This window comes from Atlantibacter sp. MEI4A-1023, assembly GCF_056155425.1.
Map to the genome: position 1 here is coordinate 864616 of NZ_CM149568.1, position 18008 is coordinate 882623.

18 protein-coding genes and 1 pseudogene are annotated in these 18008 nt (G+C 55.3%); 13 read left to right on the top strand and 6 right to left on the bottom strand.

Annotated elements, in window-relative coordinates; translation table 11 throughout:
* Positions 1-49 precede the first annotated feature (49 nt).
* The gene (locus tag ACVV26_RS04095; RefSeq protein ID WP_474800111.1) at positions 50-748 is read left to right on the top strand and encodes an aspartate/glutamate racemase; all 699 of its coding nucleotides are present in this window, start codon (positions 50-52) and stop codon (positions 746-748) included.
* Here ACVV26_RS04095 and ACVV26_RS04100 read toward each other — a convergent pair.
* On the bottom strand, positions 735-1661 hold the full coding sequence (locus ACVV26_RS04100) for a LysR family transcriptional regulator (RefSeq protein WP_474800112.1): 927 nt from the start codon (positions 1659-1661) through the stop codon (positions 735-737). The genes ACVV26_RS04095 and ACVV26_RS04100 overlap by 14 nt on opposite strands.
* A 125-nt stretch (positions 1662-1786) precedes the next feature.
* On the opposite strand from ACVV26_RS04100, the gene lysA reads away from it, so the two are divergent.
* Both lysA and ACVV26_RS04110 read left to right on the top strand, forming a co-directional pair.
* Positions 1787-3049 carry a diaminopimelate decarboxylase gene (gene lysA / locus ACVV26_RS04105; RefSeq protein ID WP_474800113.1) on the top strand — a complete coding sequence of 421 codons (1263 nt, stop codon included), beginning with the start codon at positions 1787-1789 and terminating at the stop codon, positions 3047-3049.
* A 29-nt stretch (positions 3050-3078) separates the two neighbouring features.
* Entirely contained in the window at positions 3079-3528 is a 450-nt protein-coding gene (locus ACVV26_RS04110) for a GNAT family N-acetyltransferase (protein WP_312980879.1), read from the top strand.
* Here ACVV26_RS04110 and galR read toward each other — a convergent pair.
* Positions 3525-4532 (bottom strand): HTH-type transcriptional regulator GalR, encoded by a 1008-nt coding sequence (galR, locus tag ACVV26_RS04115; RefSeq protein ID WP_474800115.1) that lies wholly within the window; start codon positions 4530-4532, stop codon positions 3525-3527. The two genes, ACVV26_RS04110 and galR, sit on opposite strands and share 4 nt — an antisense overlap.
* A gap of 630 nt (positions 4533-5162) precedes the next feature.
* Between galR and aas the strand changes: the two genes are divergently transcribed.
* The gene (gene aas / locus ACVV26_RS04120) at positions 5163-7319 is read left to right on the top strand and encodes a bifunctional acyl-ACP--phospholipid O-acyltransferase/long-chain-fatty-acid--ACP ligase (protein WP_474800116.1); all 2157 of its coding nucleotides are present in this window, start codon (positions 5163-5165) and stop codon (positions 7317-7319) included.
* On the top strand, positions 7312-8505 hold the full coding sequence (lplT, locus tag ACVV26_RS04125; protein ID WP_474800117.1) for a lysophospholipid transporter LplT: 1194 nt from the start codon (positions 7312-7314) through the stop codon (positions 8503-8505). The genes aas and lplT overlap by 8 nt, the downstream gene beginning before the upstream one ends.
* A 30-nt stretch (positions 8506-8535) precedes the next feature.
* On the opposite strand, the gene ACVV26_RS04130 is transcribed toward lplT, so the two are convergent.
* The 4 genes and pseudogenes from ACVV26_RS04130 to ACVV26_RS04145 all read right to left on the bottom strand — a co-directional run.
* A complete protein-coding gene (locus ACVV26_RS04130; RefSeq protein WP_474800118.1) occupies positions 8536-9576 on the bottom strand; it encodes an NADP(H)-dependent aldo-keto reductase in 1041 nt (346 codons plus the stop codon).
* A gap of 114 nt (positions 9577-9690) precedes the next feature.
* Positions 9691-9909: a YgdI/YgdR family lipoprotein gene (locus ACVV26_RS04135; RefSeq protein ID WP_183170103.1), complete on the bottom strand. Its 219-nt coding sequence runs from the start codon at positions 9907-9909 to the stop codon at positions 9691-9693.
* Between the two features lie 170 nt (positions 9910-10079).
* Positions 10080-10769, bottom strand: coding sequence for a DNA mismatch repair endonuclease MutH (gene mutH / locus ACVV26_RS04140; protein WP_474800119.1), 690 nt, complete (start codon positions 10767-10769; stop codon positions 10080-10082).
* A gap of 138 nt (positions 10770-10907) precedes the next feature.
* Positions 10908-11009, bottom strand: a pseudogene (locus ACVV26_RS04145) (hypothetical protein); the annotation flags it as partial.
* 441 nt (positions 11010-11450) lie between these two features.
* On the opposite strand from ACVV26_RS04145, the gene rppH reads away from it, so the two are divergent.
* The 8 genes from rppH to ACVV26_RS04185 all read left to right on the top strand — a co-directional run bounded on the left by rppH (position 11451) and on the right by ACVV26_RS04185 (position 17989).
* A complete protein-coding gene (gene rppH / locus ACVV26_RS04150; protein ID WP_125295292.1) occupies positions 11451-11981 on the top strand; it encodes an RNA pyrophosphohydrolase in 531 nt (176 codons plus the stop codon).
* 11 nt (positions 11982-11992) lie between these two features.
* Positions 11993-14239, top strand: coding sequence for a phosphoenolpyruvate--protein phosphotransferase (gene ptsP, locus ACVV26_RS04155; RefSeq protein WP_474800120.1), 2247 nt, complete (start codon positions 11993-11995; stop codon positions 14237-14239).
* Between the two features lie 150 nt (positions 14240-14389).
* Positions 14390-15265, top strand: a complete 876-nt coding sequence (lgt, locus tag ACVV26_RS04160) for a prolipoprotein diacylglyceryl transferase (RefSeq protein ID WP_312980942.1) — start codon at positions 14390-14392, stop codon at positions 15263-15265.
* Between the two features lie 6 nt (positions 15266-15271).
* A complete protein-coding gene (thyA, locus tag ACVV26_RS04165; RefSeq protein WP_312980897.1) occupies positions 15272-16066 on the top strand; it encodes a thymidylate synthase in 795 nt (264 codons plus the stop codon).
* A 180-nt stretch (positions 16067-16246) separates the two neighbouring features.
* Entirely contained in the window at positions 16247-16717 is a 471-nt protein-coding gene (locus ACVV26_RS04170; RefSeq protein ID WP_474800121.1) for a prepilin peptidase-dependent protein, read from the top strand.
* Positions 16711-17271: a prepilin peptidase-dependent protein gene (locus ACVV26_RS04175; RefSeq protein WP_474800123.1), complete on the top strand. Its 561-nt coding sequence runs from the start codon at positions 16711-16713 to the stop codon at positions 17269-17271. The genes ACVV26_RS04170 and ACVV26_RS04175 overlap by 7 nt, the downstream gene beginning before the upstream one ends.
* Positions 17268-17684, top strand: a complete 417-nt coding sequence (locus ACVV26_RS04180) for a YgdB family protein (RefSeq protein WP_474800124.1) — start codon at positions 17268-17270, stop codon at positions 17682-17684. The genes ACVV26_RS04175 and ACVV26_RS04180 overlap by 4 nt, the downstream gene beginning before the upstream one ends.
* Positions 17669-17989: a prepilin-type N-terminal cleavage/methylation domain-containing protein gene (locus tag ACVV26_RS04185; protein ID WP_474800125.1), complete on the top strand. Its 321-nt coding sequence runs from the start codon at positions 17669-17671 to the stop codon at positions 17987-17989. Before ACVV26_RS04180 ends, ACVV26_RS04185 begins: the two co-directional genes overlap by 16 nt.
* Positions 17990-18008 lie beyond the last annotated feature (19 nt).

Sequence of the window (18008 nt, forward strand, 5' to 3'; positions counted from 1 at the left end):
CCCGCCATCAAACGGTTTTGTTATACCTTGAGGATTACGGAGGTGAAAAATGAAAACCCTGGGTCTGATTGGCGGTATGAGCTGGGAATCGACGATTCCTTATTACCGTTTTATTAATGAAGGTGTAAAAGCCCGGTTAGGCGGTCTACATTCCGCAAAGCTGGTGCTGCATAGTGTTGATTTTCACGACATCGAAGCGTGCCAATCGAACGGTGACTGGAATAAAGCCGGTGAGATGTTGGCAGATGCCGCCTGCGGCCTGCAAAAGGCAGGAGCCGATGCCATTGTGCTTTGTACTAACACCATGCATAAAGTGACCGGGCATATTGAGGCGGCCTGTTCACTGCCGTTCCTGCATATCGCCGACGCCACTGGCCGCGCCATTACGCAAAGTGGAATGGATAAAGTCGCGTTGCTGGGCACCCGCTACACCATGGAGCAGGATTTTTATCGCGGCAGGTTAACCGAGACATTCGCCATCACCACGCTGATCCCGGATGAAGCTGAACGCGAACGCATCAACCAAATCATTTTCCAGGAGTTGTGCCTCGGCGTGTTTAGCGAAGCGTCCCGCCACTATTATCAACAGGTCATCTCCCGGCTGGCGGAGCAGGGCGCGCAAGGCGTGATTTTTGGTTGTACCGAAATTGGCCTGCTGCTTAACCAGCAAAATTGCCCGCTGCCGCTGTTTGATACCGCCGCGCTGCATGCCGAAGATGCGGTGAACTTCATGCTTAGCGCGGAGTAAGCAACGCCTCAAGCGGTGTGGTGTAAAGATCCTGGTTGCGCTGGAGGTGCTTGCAAAAAGCATCGACCAGCGCCGAGGCCGGGCGGTGTACCGGGCGAATCAGGCTCACGGTAAACGGCACGTCGATGCTAAAGCGGCGCACCACTACGCCGCTTGCCGCATAATCCAGCGCGGTCAGCGGATTAACCACCGAGATCCCGGCACCGGCGCGCACCATCGCACAGACCGACGCCGCGCTGTGCGTCTCCATCACCATACGGCGTTTCACGTCATGCTCGCTAAACAGCGCATCCAGCAACTGGCGATAACTGTCGGTGCGGGACAGGCTAATATAATTCTCACCGCTAAAATCTTGTGGGGTCAGTAACGCCTTTTGCGCGAGGGGATGGCCCTTAGGCAACACGCACACTTCATTCAGCGTTAATAATGGAATGCGCTCCGTTCCGGCAGGCGTGGTGAGGGTTTCGGTCAGGCCGAGATCGTGACGCTGGGCGGAGAGCCATTCTTCCAGTAGCGGCGATTCCTGCGGCACGATATTCAGGCTGACGTCGGGATAACGCGCCAGAAACGGCTGCACCAGCAGCGGCAAAAACGACTGGGAAAACACCGGCAGACAGACGATCGATAATTCGCCCTGGCGAAACTGCCGCAGGCTTTCCGCCGCGCTGACAATGCGATCGAGGCCGTACCACGATCGTTGCACCTCCTCAAACAGCCGCAGCCCCTGAACTGTGGGATGCAGCCGCCCCCGGCTACGGGTAAATAGCTCCAGGCCCAACAGCTTTTCGAGCCGCGCCAGTTCGCGGCTCACCGTAGGCTGCGAGGTATGCAGCAGGGCGGCGGCTTCGGTGACGTTCCCGGCGGTCATTACGGCGTGGAAAATTTCAATATGGCGCAATGTTACGGCAGGCATCGGGTATATCCTTAACTATCACAACGCGTTATCCATATCATATTTGCATAGACTCTGTAGAAATCGATATTTTTTCTTCATTAACGACTGTGGCGTAATAAGCGAAACGAATTCAGGAGCCCGCTATGCCACGTTCATTGCACCAACACGATACCGACCTCAACGCCGAGAATTTACTGCGCCTGCCTGCCGAATTCGGTTGCCCGGTGTGGGTTTACGACGCGGCAATTATTCGCCATCAAATCGCCCAACTTCAGGCATTTGACGTGGTGCGTTTCGCCCAGAAAGCCTGCTCGAACATTCATATTTTACGGTTGATGCGCGAGCAGGGCGTGAAGGTGGATTCCGTATCGCTGGGCGAAATCGAGCGTGCGCTGGCGGCGGGTTACGATCCTAAACAGCATCCGGACGACATTGTGTTCACTGCCGATGTGATCGACGCCGCGACGCTTGAGCGGGTGCGTGAATTAGAGATCCCCGTTAACGCCGGGTCAGTGGATATGTTGGATCAACTGGGTAGCGTGTCGCCAGGCCATCGGGTGTGGCTGCGCGTCAATCCAGGGTTTGGTCACGGTCACAGCCAGAAAACCAACACCGGCGGTGAAAACAGCAAGCATGGCATCTGGTACAGCGACCTGCCGCAGGCGCTGGACGTGATGCAGCGCCACGGCCTGAAACTGGTCGGCATTCATATGCATATCGGTTCCGGCGTGGATTACGGCCACCTTGAACAGGTGTGCGGCGCGATGGTGCGCCAGGTGGTGGAATTTGGTCAGGATCTGGAGGCGATTTCTGCGGGCGGCGGGTTGTCTGTCCCGTATCGCGAAGGCGAAGAAGCCATTGATACTGCCCACTATTTTGGTTTATGGAATGCTGCCCGTGAGCAAATCGCCCGCCATCTGGGCCATGCGGTCAAACTGGAAATCGAGCCTGGGCGTTTCCTGGTCGCGGAAGCTGGTGTGCTGGTGGCGCAGGTAAGAAGTGTAAAAAACATGGGATCACGCCATTTTGTGCTGGTGGATGCCGGATTTAATGATTTAATGCGTCCGGCGATGTACGGCAGCTATCACCACATTACTGCGCTGGCCGCCGATGGCCGCGATCTCACTCATGCGCCAGGCGTTGAAACCGTGGTTGCCGGGCCGCTGTGCGAATCAGGCGATGTCTTTACCCAGCAGGAGGGCGGCAAAGTAGAAACCCGCGCGCTGCCTGCGGTCTCGACCGGTGATTATCTGGTATTCCATGATACCGGGGCGTATGGCGCGTCGATGTCATCCAACTACAACAGCCGCCCGCTGCTGCCGGAAGTCTTATTCGATAACGGCGCGGCAAAATTGATCCGCCGTCGCCAGACCATCGAAGAACTGCTGGCGCTGGAAATGCTTTAAGCCAGCCAATAATAAACCGAGGAAAGGGCGTGCAAATCGTTCCGCTTTATCAGTATCCACAGTATGCCGACCGGGTGACCGACTGGCTGTGGCAGGCGTTTGGCCCGGAACAACCGCGCGCCTTTTTCGCCGATATCATTCATCACAGCCAGACGCCAGGCGCACTGCCGTTGACTTTTATTGCCCTCGACGGCGATAAACTGCTGGGAACCGTTGGGCTGTGGCGCTGCGATCTGATCAGCCGCCAGGATCTCACACCGTGGCTGGCGGCGCTGTATATCGATGAAGCGGCGCGTGGAAAAGGATTAGGCGGGATCATGCAGGAGCACGTGATGGGCGCGGCGCGTCAGGCTGGGTTTGATGCGCTGTATCTCTATTCCGCCTGCCGTGATTATTATGAACGGTTTGGCTGGGGCTACATTGGCGATGGCCTGGAGTACCCGGATAAAACCGTTCATCTGTATCATAAAGCGCTTTAACTTTCTGCCAAAGCCGCTACCGAATGACGGCGCACCAGGGTCGGGCTGAACAGGTGCGTCACTTCTGAAGGCGGGCGGTTTTGCGCTAACGCCAGCGCCAGCTCCGCCGCCTGGGTCGCCATGGTAACGATCGGATAGCGCACCGTGGTCAGGCGCGGGCGCACATAGCGCGAAATCAGCACATCATCAAAACCAATCAGCGAAATCTCTTTCGGCACGTCGATGCCGTTATCATTCAGCACACCCATCGCGCCTGCCGCCATCGAGTCGTTGTAGCACGCCACCGCAGTAAACTGTTTCCCGCGACCCAGTAATTCGGTCATAGCCTGCTCGCCGCCGCTTTCATCCGGCTCGGCAAACGTCACAAGACGGTCGTTACAAGGTAAACCGTGCTCTTTCAGGGCATCGTAATAGCCTTGCAGGCGATCTTCGGCATCGGAAATCGCATGGGTCGAGCAGATATAACCGATTCGGCTATGGCCCTGCTGGATCAGATGGCGGGTTGCCAGCCACGCGCCGTAACGATCGTCCAGCGCCACGCAGCGTTTCTCGAAGCCAGGCACGATCCGGTTGATCAGCACCATGCCGGGGATCTGTTTCATTAACAGGATCAGGTCGCTGTCGGGGATCCTCTTGGCATGTACCACTAACGACGCGCAGCGATGGCGGATCAACTGTTCTATGGCCTGGCGCTCTTTCTGTTCATTGTGGTAGCCATTGCCGATCAGCAGGAAATTGCCGGTATGGTAGGCCACTTGTTCCACTGCTTTGACCATCGCCCCGAAAAAGGGATCGGAAACATCGCCCACCACCAGCCCGATGGTTTCCGTGTTTTGCTGGGCCAGCGCCCGCGCATTGGCATTGGGGTGATAGTTAAGCTGTTCCATCGCACTTTGCACCGCCGCCCGCGAGGCGTCGCTGGCTTTCGGTGACGCATTGATAACTCGTGAGACCGTGGCGACAGAAACTCCTGCAAGCCGCGCTACATCCTTAATTGTCGCCATAGATGACTTTTCCTGGAGGGTAAGCGTTTACACAACATTAAGTCTTACGGAAAACAGGCTCACATACAAGGCCACGGCATAGGGTAGTGTCGCAAATCGGTTGAAAAAAATGCGATGGTTAAGCAGGCGTTACATCGGGTAACTCCCCTCCATTTGTAACCGAAACGGCGATAATAATGTCTGTTAAAACCTTTAGTTACACTTTGCCGTAGGCTGTTGCGATTGGCCGCTGGCGGGTCAAATTGCGCTCTTGATACAGTAGTTATCCCAGAGGTATTGATAGGTGGAGTTAGCAACATTTTTGCTGCTCACTTGAATTACACCAACCTGCGCGGATGCGCAGGTTTTTTTTTGCCTCAGCCGACCTGTTACACCCCGCGAGCTTTTACACACCTGGTTTCACTTCAACAATCTCCCTTGCGTATTTCTCATGGCGCGTCGGCGTACCAGGCTCCAGAATTAAAAAACCCAGAGGTATTGATTGGTGAGAATTCTGTTCCAACGCTTGCACCAACCTGCGCAGATGCGCAGGTTTTTTTTTTATCCCTGCTACACTAACGCAACCTGAGTTATCTCGTGTAATCTGCCCGCAAATGCCCATTTTTCATTGCTAACGCAAAGGGAGTTGAGATGCTTTTCGGTTTTTTTCGTGCGCTATGTCGCGTTCTGTTCCGGGTCAGGCTTCATGGCGACACGCGTTCGCTTAGCGCGCCCCGCGTCCTGATCACCCCCAATCATGTGTCGTTTATCGATGGCATCCTGCTGGCGCTGTTTCTGCCCGGCCGCCCGGTATTCGCGGTGTACACCTCCATTAGCCAGCAGTGGTACATGCGCTGGTTAAAATCGCTGATTGATTTCGTCCCGCTGGACCCGACCAAACCGATGTCGGTGAAATACCTGGTACGCCTGATTGAGCAGGGCAGGCCGGTGGTGATTTTCCCGGAAGGTCGCCTGACGGTCACTGGCTCGCTGATGAAAATCTACGAGGGCGCGGGATTCGTCGCGGCAAAATCCCAGGCGACGGTTATCCCGATTCGTATTGAAGGCGCGGAGTTAACCTTTTTCAGCCGCCTGAAGGGCCTGGTCAAACAGCGCCTGTTCCCCACCATCAATATTCACATTCTGCCGCCTGCCACGCTCGAGATGCCTCAGGCGCCGCGCGCCCGCGAACGCCGTAAAATCGCCGGTGAAATGCTGCATCAAATCATGATGGAAGCGCGTATGGCGGTACGCCCGCGTGAAACGTTGTATGAAGCTTTTCTGGCGGCGAAGTACCGTTATGGCGCAGGCAAAAACTGCATTGAAGACATCAATTTCAAACCTGACAGCTATCGCGGCCTGTTGACCAAAACGCTGTTTGTGGCGCGCATCCTGGAAAAATATAGCGCGCCGCGTGAAACCATCGGCTTGATGCTGCCGAACGCTTCCATTAGCGCAGCGGTGATCCTCGGCGCAACGGTGCGCGGGCGTATCCCGGCGATGATGAACTACACCGCTGGCGTTAAAGGGTTGAGCAGCGCCATCACTGCCGCGCAAATCAAAACTGTGTTCACCTCGCGTCAGTTCCTCGATAAAGGCAAGCTGTGGCATCTGCCGGAGCAGCTAACCCAGGTGCGTTGGGTGTTCCTCGAAGATCTCAAAGGCGACGTCACTGGCGCAGATAAGCTGTGGATCTTTTCCTGGGTGTTAATGCCGCGTCTGGCGCAGGTAAAGCAGGAACCGGAAGACGCCGCGATGGTGCTGTTTACCTCAGGCTCTGAAGGCAATCCGAAAGGCGTGGTGCACAGCCATAAAAGCCTGCTGGCGAACGTCGAGCAGATTCGTACCATAGCCGACTTCACCGCCAAAGACCGTTTTATGTCGGCGCTACCGCTGTTCCACTCCTTCGGTCTGACCGTCGGGTTGTTTACGCCGCTGTTTACCGGTGCGGAAGTGTTTCTCTATCCGAGCCCGCTGCATTACCGCATCGTTCCCGAACTGGTTTACGACCGTAACTGCACGGTGCTGTTCGGCACGTCAACTTTCCTCGGCAACTATGCCCGTTTCGCCAATCCGTATGATTTCTTCCGGTTGCGCTATGTGGTCGCGGGTGCGGAGAAGCTTCAGGAAAGTACCCGGCAAATCTGGCAGGACAAATTCGGCCTGCGTATTCTCGAAGGCTATGGCGTGACGGAGTGCGCCCCTGTGGTATCGATAAACGTGCCGATGGCGGCGAAGCCCCATACCGTAGGGCGCATTTTACCGGGGATGGACGCGCGTCTGCTTGAGGTCCCGGGCATCGAACAGGGTGGGCGGTTGCAACTAAAAGGGCCGAACATCATGAAAGGCTATCTGCGGGTTGAAAACCCCGGCGTGCTGGAAGCGCCCGCAGCGGAAAACGCCCAGGGCGAGCGGGAGCCGGGTTGGTATGACACCGGAGACATCGTCGCGTTTGATGAGCAAGGATTCTGCCAGATTCAGGGCCGCGCCAAACGCTTTGCCAAAATCGCCGGGGAGATGGTCTCGCTGGAAATGGTGGAGCAGATGGCCATTGGCGTCTCGCCAGAAAAACTTCATGCAACCGTGGTAAAACAGGATGCGACCAAAGGCGAAGCGCTGGTGCTGTTTACCACCGACGGCGACTTAACCCGCGACGCGTTGCAGCAATACGCCCGTGCGCACGGCGTACCGGAACTGGCAGTGCCGCGCGATATCCGCGTCCTGAAACAGTTGCCGGTATTGGGCAGCGGCAAACCTGATTTCGTCACCCTTAAAGGCATGGTTGAACAGGAACAACACAATGCATGATATTGCCGACACATCGTTGCGCTCGCGTGGAATGATGGCGGTCATTGCCGCGCAGTTTCTGTCCGCTTTTGCTGATAACGCCTTGCTGTTTGCTACCCTGGCGGTACTGAAAGCCCAGTTTTACCCGGACTGGAGCCAGCCGGTTCTGCAAATGGTGTTTGTTGCGGCGTATATCCTGTTTGCCCCGTTTGTCGGTCAGTTTGCCGACAGCTTCGCTAAGGGCCGGGTGATGATGGTGGCGAACAGCATGAAACTGGTCGGCGCGTTGGTTATCGCCACCGGTTTTAACCCTTTTGTCGGTTATACCCTGGTGGGCGTCGGCGCGGCCGCCTATTCGCCTGCGAAATACGGCATTCTTGGAGAAATCACTACCGGGGATAAACTGGTCAAAGCCAACGGGCTAATGGAATCATCCACCATTGCGGCGATCTTGATAGGGTCGGTAGCGGGCGGCGTGCTGGCGGACTGGCATATCGGCGCGGCGCTCGGCGTTTGCGCGCTGTTTTATGCGGGCGCGGTGGTGGCGAACCTGTATATCCCTAAACTGGCGGCGGCGCGGCCTGGGCAATCCTGGAATCTTGTGACTATGGTGCGGCAGTTCTTTGCCGCCTGTCGGGTGCTGTGGAACAACGGCGAAACCCGTTTTACGCTGGTGGGCACCAGCCTGTTCTGGGGAGCTGGCGTTACGCTGCGCTTTTTGCTGGTGCTGTGGGTGCCGGTGGCGCTGGGCATTACCGATAACGCCACGCCAACCTATCTCAACGCCATGGTCGCTATCGGGATCGTGGTGGGGGCTGGCGCAGCGGCGAAACTGGTGACTCTGGAAACGGTATCGCGCTGTATGCCTGCCGGGATTTTGATCGGCGTGGCGGTTGTCGCGTTCGCGGTTCAGCAAACGCCGCTCCCGGCGTATCTGCTGTTGATGCTGCTGGGGATATTTGGCGGTTTCTTCGTGGTGCCGCTCAACGCCTTGCTTCAGGATCGCGGCAAACGTTCGGTCGGCGCTGGCAACGCGATTGCGGTGCAAAATCTGGGCGAGAACAGTGCCATGCTGTTGATGCTCGGCCTCTACTCGCTGGCTGTGAAAGCGGGTGTGCCGGTGGTCGGCATCGGCATTGGCTTTGGCGTGTTGTTTGCGTTGGCAATCGCCGGGCTTTGGCTCTGGCAGCGGCGGCAGAAATCCTAAAACAAGGGGCGGATATCCGCCCCTTAATTTTTACGGCGAAGGGTAGGTATAGCGCTGATGAACCGCTTCCAGTTCAGCCAGCACGGCCTCATCCAGCGTTACGTTCAGGCTCTCAACGTTGGCTTTCAGTTGGCTCATTGTGGTTGCGCCCAGCAGGGTACTGGCGACGAAACGCTGTTGGCGCACAAAAGCCAACGCCATCTGCGCCGGATCAAGATCGTGGCGTTTTGCGATTTCAACATAAGCCGCCACGGCGTTCTGGGCCTGCTCGCTGCTGTAACGGGTGAATCGGCTAAACAGCGTGTTGCGCGCGCCGGCGGGCCTGGCACCATTAAGGTATTTGCCCGTCAGGGTGCCGAACCCCAGGCACGAGTAAGCCAGCAGTTCAATGCCTTCATACTGGCTCACCTCCGCCAGGCCCACTTCAAAGCTGCGGTTCAGCAGGCTGTAAGGGTTCTGAATAGTGACGATACGCGGCAGATCGTGTTTTTCCGCCAGGTGCAGATAGCGCATCACGCCCCAGGGCGTTTCGTTTGAGACGCCGATATAGCGGATCTTTCCGGCGCGCTGGAATTCAGTTAACGCTTCGAGCGTTTCCAGAATAGTGATCACCGGCGCGCTGTCACTCCAGCTATAGCCCAGCTTGCCAAAGCAGTTAGTGGCGCGCTGCGGCCAGTGAACCTGGTATAAATCGATATAATCGGTCTGAAGGCGTTTCAGGCTGGCATCCAGCGCATTGCGGATATTTTTACGGTCCAGCGCCTGATCGGGGCGGATGCCCGCATCGCCCGCACGCGGCGGCCCGCTGACTTTGGTGGCAAGAACCAGCTTGTCGCGCATGCCGCGCTTGCTCAGCCAGTTGCCGACGTAGGTTTCTGTCAGGCCCTGCGTTTCCGGGCATGGAGGCACCGGATACATCTCTGCCACATCGATTAAATTGATGCCCTGGCTGACGGCATAGTCGAGCTGTTCCCAGGCGTCGGCTTCACTATTTTGTTCACCAAACGTCATGGTTCCCAGCCCCAGCGTGCTGACTTCCAGGGAGCTGTGTGGAATACGGTGATATTGCATAGCCGCTTACCTTTTATTGTGGTTATGGGGGATATAAACATGGCAGAGGGGAAACAAAAGGGGAAGAGTGTGCGGTAAAAAAACGAAGGCCAGTGCTAACTGACCTTTTTAACTTCAACGTTCAATAATTTGAGAAACTTCATTACGGTTAATCTGCATCTCATTGCCCTGGATATCGCGATAGCTAACCAGCCCGGTATCGTTATCCACCTGCGGCTTACCTTCCGTCAGGATCATCCGGCCATCTTTGGTCGCCATGACGTAATCGCTGCTACACCCTGATACGGCGAATGCCAAACCGACAGCAGAAATTGCTACAGCCCATTTCTTCATTGTTATGCGCCTCGTATTAATTGGTGTGATGTCCCCTTAGTAATAGCGAGAAAAAGTGGAGGAAAACAGCAGGTAAGTCTTAAAAAATGCAACCAAAGTTGATGCCTGGTAACAGATGTACATAAGCAGGTAGGATGACGTGGCGCAAAAAACCTGTTCTGGCGGGCGCGTTACAGCAAAAAATGGCGCGCGAGCAGCGCAGCGGTGAAATTTTTCTTCAGATAAAAACCGCGCGGCAGCGTCAGAATCGATTCGCCATTAACGCCAATTGCCTCAGTCAGGGCTTTGCTGTTTGCCGCCTTCGGACGAAGCTGCAACACTTCACCCTGCCGCGCAGTAATGCGCTCCACCTGGCCCAGCACAATCAAATCCATTAATTCTTCCCAGTCGAGGCGGAGTTGCTCTTCTTCCTCCGGCGAAGGGCTCCACAACAGCGGAGAGCCGACGCGCCGCTCTGCCAGCGGCAGGCTGCGTTCCCCTTCTACCGGGACCCACAGCACGCGTTTCAGCTTATGGCGCACGTGGCTGGTTTCCCATACTACCCCGCTGTTGCCGGTCAGCGGCGCTACGCAGACGAAGGTAGTTTCCAGCGGACGGCCATAGCGATCGACGGGAATCGTTTTCAGTTCGACCCCCATCGCCGCGAAGTCCTGCTCGGGTTTACTGCCCGCCGTTGCGCCAAGCCAGCGTTCCAGCAACACACCGATCCAGCCTTTATCGCGACGTAAATCCTTAGGAACAGGAATGCCCGCTAACGCCGCCAGTTCGCCCAGGGTATATCCCGCCAGCGATTGCGCCTTGGCCAATAACTGGCTTTCATTGTCCGGTGGGCCTGACAAAGGGCGAAGCGGAGCGATCATAAGGTTTCCTTTGGTTAAAAAACGTACTGCAACGGGGCGGCTTATACACAGCGAATAAAACTTTCAGCGCAGCGATATTAACCCAATGATTTTAAAGATGATATAAGTTCCAGGCTTGCCTGGAAATTGCTGCGCAAACCGGGTTTTCCAAATTAGGTCACTGACAATGAACAGGATCTTACACCATGTTATCCACAGAAAAATGGGATAACTGGTAAAACTACTGAATACTGGTTCGATTTACAGCCTTGACGTGCGAGTAATATCGAGTTTTTGAACAATTAACGCTTAAGTTAGGGGCACAAACTGTGGATAAAAACGACGTTGTTCGATCTTTAGACATAATAAGGATCAACCATGTGATGCAGATCACGCAATAAGCGAGATCCACATTTTTTTTCGCCTTAACTCAATGATATCTGTAAAAATAACTGACAAGGCACCAACAGGGGACAAAAGGTTATTTGGAGTTTTCCCTGGGAAATTACGTACTTCTTCACAACGATATCCACAGAAAAAGTGAATAAAATTCCCTGAATTGGGCGCAGCCTGTTTATAACCTCGACTTTTTTTGTGAGTTATTCAGTTGTTATACCTTTGTGGCTCGTCAGGATAGTGGTTTACCGTTTTTCAGTAGTGTGAAACAATCGATGATATTTTGTTTTTTATCGAGGTAGTCCGGTGATCGATGATGATGGCTACCGCCCAAATGTTGGTATCGTAATTTGTAATCGTCAGGGTCAGGTCATGTGGGCGAGGCGCTTTGGCCAACACTCCTGGCAATTTCCGCAGGGGGGCATTAACCCCGGCGAATCGGCAGAGCAGGCCATGTACCGTGAACTTTTCGAAGAGGTCGGATTACAGCGAAAAGACGTCAGGATCCTCGCTACAACCCGAAACTGGTTGCGTTATAAATTACCGAAACGTTTGGTGCGTTGGGACACAAAGCCGGTTTGTATCGGCCAGAAGCAAAAATGGTTTCTCCTGCAATTGATAAGCAACGATTCCGATATCAATATGCAGACCAGCAGTACGCCTGAGTTTGACGGGTGGCGCTGGGTTAGTTATTGGTATCCGGTGCGTCAGGTAGTCTCCTTTAAGCGCGATGTGTATCGTCGAGTCATGAAAGAGTTTGCCAGCGTAGTTATGGCATTGCAGGAAGCAGCGCCAGTGCGTCATCACGCGCCTGCTTATCGACGAAAAAGAGGTTAAGCCACACGCCTATGCTGACCCAGTTGCGAGAAATAGTTGAAAAGGTAGCCAGCGCGCCGCGATTGAATGAAGCGCTGAATATCCTGGTGAATGACGTTTGCCTGGCAATGGACACCGAAGTGTGTTCCGTCTACCTGGCGGATAACGATCGTCGCTGCTACTACCTGATGGCAACTCGGGGGCTTAAGAAGCCGCGTGGCCGCACAGTCACGCTGGCTTTTGATGAGGGCATCGTCGGCCTTGTCGGGCGGCTTGCCGAGCCGATTAACCTTGCCGACGCGCAAAAACATCCCAGCTTTAAATACGTTCCTGCCGTAAAGGAAGAGCGCTTTCGCGCGTTTCTCGGCGTGCCGATTATTCAGCGTCGCCAGCTGCTTGGCGTACTGGTGGTTCAGCAGCGTGAGCTGCGCCAGTATGACGAGAGCGAGGAATCATTCCTGGTTACGCTCGCCACCCAAATGGCGGCCATTCTTTCCCAGACTCAATTAACCGCGCTGTTTGGCCAGTATCGCCAGACCCGCATCCGTGCGCTTGCCGCCGCTCCCGGCGTTGCCGTAGCGCCAGGATGGATGGATTCCACCGTTCCCTTAATTGAGCAAGTTTCTGAAGCCTCTACGCTGGATCCCGGCCAGGAGCGCGAACGCCTCACGTTCGCGCTTGAAGAAGCCTCGGGCGAATTCCGGCGTTATAGCAAACGCTTTGCCGCCAGTGCGCAAAAAGAGACGGCGGCAATTTTCGATCTCTACTCGCATTTGCTTTCCGATCCACGATTGCGTCGTGAATTGTTTGAGGAAGTCACCAAAGGCTCGGTGGCGGAGTGGGCAGTTAAAAAAGTCATAGAAAAATTTGCCGAGCAGTTTGCTGCGTTAAGCGATAACTACCTGAAAGAGCGCGCGGGGGACTTACGTGCGCTGGGACAGCGGCTGCTGTTTCACCTCGACGATACCATCCAGGGGCCGAACACCTGGCCGGAACGCTTTATTCTAGTGGCGGATGAACTCTCCGCCGCTACGCTTGCGGAACTTCCCCAGGATCGTTTAGCGGGCGTGGTGGTGCGCGACGGCGCGGCGAACTCCCATGCCGCCATTATGGTACGCGCGCTGGGCATCCCTACCGTGATGGGTGCAGATATCCAGCCTGCCGTACTGCATGCCCGTATGCTGGTGGTGGATGGCTATCGCGGCGAGCTATTAGTCGATCCTGAACCGGTGTTGTTACAGGAATACCAGCGGCTGGTCAGCGAAGAGAATGAACTCAGCCGCCTGGCGGAAGACGACGTCGACCAACCCGCCGCCCTGAAAAGCGGTGAGCGCGTCAAGGTGATGCTGAACGCCGGATTAAGCCCGGAGCACGAAGAAAAACTGGGTAGCCGTATCGATGGCATCGGGCTTTATCGCACCGAAATTCCCTTTATGCTGCAAAGCGGCTTCCCTTCCGAGGAAGAGCAGGTCGCGCAGTATCAGGGCATGTTGCAGATGTTCAACGACAAGCCGGTCACGCTGCGTACGCTGGATATCGGCGCAGATAAACAACTGCCTTATATGCCCATCAGTGAAGAGAACCCCTGTCTGGGCTGGCGCGGTATCCGTATTACCCTCGACCAGCCGGAAATCTTCTTGGTACAGGTGAGGGCGATGCTGCGCGCCAATGCCGCCACCGGGAATCTCAATATCCTGTTGCCGATGGTCACCAGCATTGATGAAGTGGATGAAGCGCGCCGCCTGATTGAGCGCGCAGGCCGCGAAGTGGAAGAAATGTTGGGCTATACCATTCCCCGTCCGCGCATTGGCGTAATGGTGGAAGTGCCATCTATGGTCTTTATGCTGCCGCATTTAACCAACCGCATCGATTTTATTTCCGTCGGCACTAACGACCTGACGCAATACCTGCTGGCGGTAGATCGCAACAACACCCGTGTCGCTAACCTCTACGACAGCCTGCACCCCGCCATGCTGCGGGCACTGAGCATGATTGCTACCGAAGCGCAGCGTTATTGCATCGACCTCTGCCTGTGCGGTGAAATGGCGGGCGATCCGATGTGCGTGGCGCTGCTGGTCGGCTTAGGCTTCCGCCATCTTTCCATGAACGGCCGCTCGGTGGCGCGGGTAAAATACCTGCTGCGCCATATTACTCAGGAAGAGGCGCAAACCCTCGCTAAACGCAGCCTTGATGCACAGCTGGCGACGGAAGTGCGCCATCAGGTTGCGGCATTTATGGAGCGCCGGGGCATGGGCGGCCTGATACGCGGTGGTTTGTAATACCGCTTCTTACATATCTTTTACATCAACCCAACGGCAAGCCGCCCGGCGTTTATGCTATGCTTCGCTGCTTTGGGAGCGCCCCTTACCGGGTGCATCATTGAGCCCGCATCCTGAATTTAGCGGCATTAACAACGAGTTATGAAGACTATGAACAGTGGCTATCTGCATTTTCCCGATATCGATCCGGTAATCTTTTCCGTAGGGCCGCTCTCCCTCCACTGGTACGGCATGATGTACCTGGTAGGATTTGTGTTTGCCATGTGGCTGGCTATTCGCCGGGCTAACCGTCCCGGTAGCGGCTGGACAAAAAACGAAGTCGAAAACCTGTTATACGCAGGTTTTCTTGGGGTGTTCCTCGGCGGCCGTATCGGCTATGTGCTGTTCTACAATATGCCGCTGTTTCTCGATAACCCCCTGTATTTGTTTAAAGTCTGGGATGGCGGCATGTCCTTCCACGGCGGGCTTATCGGTGTTATCTGCGTAATGATTTGGTTTGCGCGCCGCACCAAACGCACGTTCTTCCAGGTCGCCGATTTTATTGCGCCGCTGATCCCGTTTGGCCTGGGTGCAGGCCGTTTAGGCAACTTTATCAACGGCGAACTGTGGGGCCGCGTCGATCCGAGCTTCCCGTACGCCATGCTGTTTCCTGGCTCACGCGGCGAAGATGTTGCGCTGCTCGCCACCCACCCGGAATGGCAGTCGCTTTTCAATACCTACGGCGTTCTGCCGCGTCACCCTTCTCAGCTTTATGAAATGGTGCTGGAAGGTATCGTGCTGTTTATCATCCTTAATGTGTTTATTCGTAAACCGCGTCCGATGGGGGCTGTCTCCGGCCTGTTCCTGATCGGCTATGGCGCGTTTCGTATTATCGTCGAATTTTTCCGTCAGCCAGATGCGCAGTTCACCGGCGCCTGGGTGCAGTACATCAGTATGGGCCAGATCCTCTCCATCCCGATGATCGTCGCCGGCATCGCGATGATGGTTTGGGCTTATCGCCGCCGCCCGCAGCAACAGGTATCGTAACGAACCATGAAACAATATCTTGAATTGATGAAAAAAGTCCTCGATGAGGGCGCTCAAAAAAACGATCGCACCGGAACGGGCACGCTGTCCATTTTCGGTCACCAGATGCGTTTTAACCTCCAGGAGGGATTCCCGCTGGTGACAACCAAGCGTTGCCACCTGCGCTCCATCATTCATGAACTGCTGTGGTTCTTAAAAGGCGATACCAACGTTGCGTATCTGCATGAGCATAACGTCTCCATTTGGGATGAATGGGCTGATGAGAACGGTAACCTGGGCCCGGTATACGGCAAGCAGTGGCGCGCCTGGCCTACGCCGGATGGCCGTCATATTGACCAAATCACCACGGTAATGAACCAGCTCAAAAACGACCCGGACTCACGGCGTATTATTGTCTCCGCCTGGAACGTCGGGGAACTGGATAAAATGGCGCTGGCGCCTTGTCACGCGTTCTTCCAGTTCTATGTGGCGGAGGGTAAGCTTTCTTGTCAGCTTTATCAGCGTTCATGCGATGTGTTCCTCGGTTTGCCGTTTAATATCGCCAGCTATGCCTTGCTGGTGCATATGGTCGCGCAGCAGTGCGATCTGGAAGTGGGCGATTTCGTCTGGACCGGTGGCGACACGCACCTGTACAGCAACCACCTCGAACAAACGCATCTGCAATTAACGCGTGAACCGCGCGCGCTGCCCAAACTGGTGATCAAACGTAAGCCTGATTCGCTGTTTGATTACCGGTTCGAGGATTTCGAAATCGAAGGTTACGATCCGCATCCTGGTATCAAAGCGCCCGTCGCGATTTAACCGCACTCTGTCATAACCGACGCGTAATGCGTCGGTTTTTTTGCCTTAAAAATCATCTCTACGCGACAGCTTCCCGATTCTCTGCAACGCACTGCAACGCGGTCTAAATCCTTTCGGTATTTCTCGTAATGACGCTTTTTGGCGCTCATCGGTGCGCATTTTTTATGGCACCGTGGCGCCATGAAAATACGCACTCATGGATTTACGCTGATGGAAATGATGGTGGTGATGGTTATCGTCACTGCGCTGGCTGGCGCGGGCATTTACAGCTGGCGCGACTGGAAGCAGCAGCAACAGTTGCGTGAGGCTGCGCTTCAGGTAAGGGATTTCCTTACTCGCCTGCGGGAAGACGCTAACTGGCATAACCGTGACCATCTGTTATGGATCGGTAACGGGGATCGGGGCTGGTGCATGGGCAGCAAGACAGAGGAGCAGGCAACCTGTGAGCCGCGCTCGCAATGGCATATTGCTACGCCATTTTCCGACGTCCAGGTGACAGAAATCACACCGGGTTTAGGTTTTTTCGGCCTGCGCAATACCGCCTGGCCTGGGCATATCCGGCTACGTAATGACAGCGGCGAATGGAAAATCATCGTATCCGCCTGGGGCCGTATCCGCGCCTGCAATATCACAAGGGGAGCGGCATGTTAGCCCCGCGCGGTTTTTCGCTGATTGAGGTGTTAGTGGCGATGTCGTTAAGCAGCATACTGATGATAGGGACGATGCGTTTGTTACCGTCACTTCAGCGCGCGGTACTGCAACAGTCCCAGTTAAATTTGATGCGCGAAGACTTATGGCAACTGGCGTTTAGCATCGGTAAGCAGGCGCAGCGGGCAGGATACTGTCACGGCGAATGCACCGGTAAAGGGATGGAAATACGTGACGACGGCCATTGTTTGATTGTGCAATGGGACGCTAATCACAATGGGAAATGGGACGGCGCGACAGCCTCTGAGCCTGAGCAGACTGGCTATCGTTTGCGGGATAAAAGCATCGAAATCCAGCGCGGTGCGACGCAGTGCGCCGGAAAAGGCTGGGAACGTTTGACGGACCCCGGGCAGTTTAAGATTAATGATTTTGCCGTGGCGCAAATCGCCAGAGCAGGGCAAAACCCGTTAATCACAATTTCAATTTCAGCGGCAATGGCGCAGGATCCGACCCGCAGCCTGAACGTGGTCCAGCAGATCGTCGGGTATAACCAGTGAACCGGCAGAATGGGTTTTCGTCCATCGGCATGGTGATGATGCTTTTGATATTAGGCAGCGTGTTATTGCACGGCCTCGACCAGCATTTACGCGCCCAGACGCCCTTGTTGATTAATGAACGCGATGCCATCCGCGCATTCAACGCGGCGATTTCTGCCCAGGCGTGGGGAACGACGGTAAACTGGCAACCAGGCAGCGAATGGCAATGCCAGACGATGCCAGCTTCAGGCTGGCGGGCGTGCCTTAAAGCAGGATTAAAAGGCGACGTGCTGTTGGCAGCCCAGGGGCTAAACGATAACCAGCCGATCACCGTGTGGCGCTGGGGCAAGCAGGGCGCAACCATCACTTTCTCTGCAAATGGATGGATCGATAGTTGTCCATTAAGTGAGGCAACCCTATGCCAGCTTCCCTGACAATACGCAAAGACACAGGATTTAGCCTGGCGGAAGTGCTGGTAGCGCTGGTGCTCTATGGCGTGGTGATCTCATCTTTAATGGGATACCACCGGGGTTTATCGTTAAGTTTCCAGTCGTTATGGCAATATCGGGAACTGTGGCGAATCGCCGCCCAGCAGGTTGAACTTCAGGCTTTGCCGCCACCACCAGGCTGGACGGTTACGCGGGGGCAGACATCCCTTGCTGGATGTGTCAGCATTTCGGTTATTGTTACCAGCCCCGCGGGCAGGCGAGGTGAATTATCCCGTTTGCAATGCCCGTAAGTTATTTGATGAGGAGTTT

Bases quoted from the DNA above. Each gene is read 5' to 3' on its own strand.
- mutH (WP_474800119.1), bottom strand. From the start codon at position 10,769: ATGATCGCTCCGCTTCGCCCTTTGTCAGGCCCACCGGACAATGAAAGC.
- ACVV26_RS04170 (WP_474800121.1), top strand. From the start codon at position 16,247: ATGAAAATACGCACTCATGGATTTACGCTGATGGAAATGATGGTGGTG.
- ACVV26_RS04095 (WP_474800111.1), top strand. From the start codon at position 50: ATGAAAACCCTGGGTCTGATTGGCGGTATGAGCTGGGAATCGACGATT.
- thyA (WP_312980897.1), top strand. From the start codon at position 15,272: ATGAAACAATATCTTGAATTGATGAAAAAAGTCCTCGATGAGGGCGCT.
- lplT (WP_474800117.1), top strand. From the start codon at position 7,312: ATGCATGATATTGCCGACACATCGTTGCGCTCGCGTGGAATGATGGCG.
- lgt (WP_312980942.1), top strand. From the start codon at position 14,390: ATGAACAGTGGCTATCTGCATTTTCCCGATATCGATCCGGTAATCTTT.
- lysA (WP_474800113.1), top strand. From the start codon at position 1,787: ATGCCACGTTCATTGCACCAACACGATACCGACCTCAACGCCGAGAAT.
- ACVV26_RS04130 (WP_474800118.1), bottom strand. From the start codon at position 9,576: ATGCAATATCACCGTATTCCACACAGCTCCCTGGAAGTCAGCACGCTG.
- ACVV26_RS04100 (WP_474800112.1), bottom strand. From the start codon at position 1,661: ATGCCTGCCGTAACATTGCGCCATATTGAAATTTTCCACGCCGTAATG.
- ptsP (WP_474800120.1), top strand. From the start codon at position 11,993: ATGCTGACCCAGTTGCGAGAAATAGTTGAAAAGGTAGCCAGCGCGCCG.
- ACVV26_RS04185 (WP_474800125.1), top strand. From the start codon at position 17,669: ATGCCAGCTTCCCTGACAATACGCAAAGACACAGGATTTAGCCTGGCG.
- ACVV26_RS04135 (WP_183170103.1), bottom strand. From the start codon at position 9,909: ATGAAGAAATGGGCTGTAGCAATTTCTGCTGTCGGTTTGGCATTCGCC.
- ACVV26_RS04175 (WP_474800123.1), top strand. From the start codon at position 16,711: ATGTTAGCCCCGCGCGGTTTTTCGCTGATTGAGGTGTTAGTGGCGATG.
- aas (WP_474800116.1), top strand. From the start codon at position 5,163: ATGCTTTTCGGTTTTTTTCGTGCGCTATGTCGCGTTCTGTTCCGGGTC.
- galR (WP_474800115.1), bottom strand. From the start codon at position 4,532: ATGGCGACAATTAAGGATGTAGCGCGGCTTGCAGGAGTTTCTGTCGCC.